This is a genomic window from Pedobacter sp. 01T416_2 (assembly GCF_056398925.1).
In genome coordinates this window covers 1-2,192 of record NZ_JBFTQI010000908.1, presented here as the reverse complement: position 1 = coordinate 2,192, position 2,192 = coordinate 1, and the positions used below count along the sequence as shown (strand labels likewise).

General features: G+C 40.3%; 1 protein-coding gene and 1 pseudogene. Both read left to right on the top strand.

Translation table 11 applies throughout. The features are described from left to right. Positions 1–1,217 (top strand): glutaminase domain-containing protein (locus tag AC1DPQ_RS25715; protein ID WP_477611305.1); only part of this gene is annotated, 1,217 nt, incomplete at its 5' end. A 100-nt stretch (positions 1,218–1,317) separates the two neighbouring features. After that, positions 1,318–2,192: pseudogene (locus tag AC1DPQ_RS25710) on the top strand (GH92 family glycosyl hydrolase); the annotation flags it as partial.

Here is a 2,192-nt window from a genome sequence, read left to right as displayed (position 1 = left end):
ATGATGACCTAAAATCGGTTGAATATTTTGGCGAAAAGCTACAGCCGGTTTGGCGACAGACTGGTTCACAGCAATTCGAAGATCAGCTGGCCGAGGCGAATACCCAATACCCTTCATTAAAAACCAAGTGTGCCATTTTTGATGCCAAACTATACGCCGATGCTGAAAAAGCAGGTGGCAAAGAATATGCAGATCTATGTAAACTGGCTTATAGGCAGGCTATTGCGGCGCACAAAATTGTATATGCACCAAATGGTGATATCCTGTTCCTATCGAAAGAAAATTTTAGTAATGGATCAATCAATACAGTGGATGTAACTTATCCATCAGCACCACAATTTTTAGTGTACAATCCCGAATTGCTAAAAGGAATGTTGAATGGCATTTTCTATTACTCAGAAAGCGGAAAATGGAAGAAACCATTTGCGGCACACGATTTAGGTACTTATCCTTTAGCCAACGGCCAAACCTATGGTGAAGATATGCCTGTAGAAGAAGCCGGTAATATGATCATCTTAACAGCTGCCATAACCAAAGCAGAGGGAAATGCAAAGTATGCCGAGAAACATTGGGAGGTAATGTCTGTATGGGCAAACTATCTGCTAAGAGAAGGTTTCGATCCGGCCAATCAATTATGTACGGACGATTTTGCTGGCCATTTGGCCCGGAATTCGAATTTATCGGTAAAAGCCATTGTAGCTTTAGGCGCTTATGCACAAATGGCGCAATTATTAGGCAAGGCCGATGTAGCTACAAAATATAGAACAGCTGCCTTACAGATGGCCCAGAACTGGATGAAACTTGCCGATGATGGCGATCATTACGCTTTAACTTTTAATGATAAAAATACCTGGAGCCAGAAGTACAACCTCGTTTGGGACAAACTTTTAAAACTTGATCTTTTTCCTAAAGAAGTATACAAAAAGGAAATCAACTTTTATTTAACCAAACAAAAAGATTTCGGATTACCGTTGGACAGCCGTAGAACTTACACCAAATCTGACTGGATTATGTGGACAGCTACCTTGGCTGATAACCAAGCCGATTTTCAAAAATTTGTAAGTCCGATATATCGTTTTGCAACCGAAACGGAGAGTAAGGTGCCATTGAGCGACTGGCATGAAACTACCAATGGGAAAATGACAGGCTTTCAGGCAAGAAGTGTTGTTGGCGGTTATTTCATCAAGATGTTAGCCGATAAATGGAATATTAAATAATCATATAATCAACGTTTGTAAGCTCATAACTGCGCTCACAAATGCAAATACACAGCCTGGTTTTGGTTATATCAGCTGGAAAGAATAAACACACAAACAAATGAAATTTAAATTAATCGCATCCATTTTATGCTGCCTTGCTGCCAAAGGTTTACTGGCGCAGCAGAAAGATTGGGTGCACTACGTTAACACACTTCAGGGCACAAATTCTAAGCACGAACTCACCAGGGGCAATACCTACCCAACAACGGCACTGCCATTTGGCATGCACACCTGGACACCCCAAACCGGTAGAAATGGCGATGGTTGGAAATATCAGTATTTTAAAGATAAAATCAGAGGTTTTCAGCAAGCGCATCAATGCAGTTCGTGGACGAGAGACTATGCGGTATTTTCTTTAATGCCAATGGTTGATGACCTGATAGTAAATGAAGATAAACGCGAAACTAAATTTAGTCATCAGGATGAGATTGCTAAACCAAACTATTATAAGGTAACATTCGAAAATGATATTACCACCGAAATTTCACCTTCAGAGCGTGGCGCACACCTCAGGTTCAGCTATCCAAAAGGCAAAAGAAGCTTTTTAATTTTAGACGGGTACAACAGATTAAGTGGTGTTCAGATCTATCCTAAAGAAAATAAAATAACGGGCTGGGTAAACAATGGCGAAGGTTTTAAAAGAGGTTGGAAAAGTTATTTCGTAATCCAGTTCGATCAACCGATTAAGTCTTACGGTACTTGGGAGAATAAACGTAATACCATTGCAAAAGATTCTATTTCAGCTGAAGGATTGGGAAAAGGTGCATTTGTACAGTTCGAATCTGGTACAAAGGTGCAGGTGAAAACTGCTTCATCTTATATCAGTTTACAACAAGCCGAACTCAATTTAAAAAGAGAACTGGGCAATGATAAGACCTTAGAAGATACCAAAGCCCATGCTGCTGCGGTGTGGAATAAATCGCTCGGTAAGAT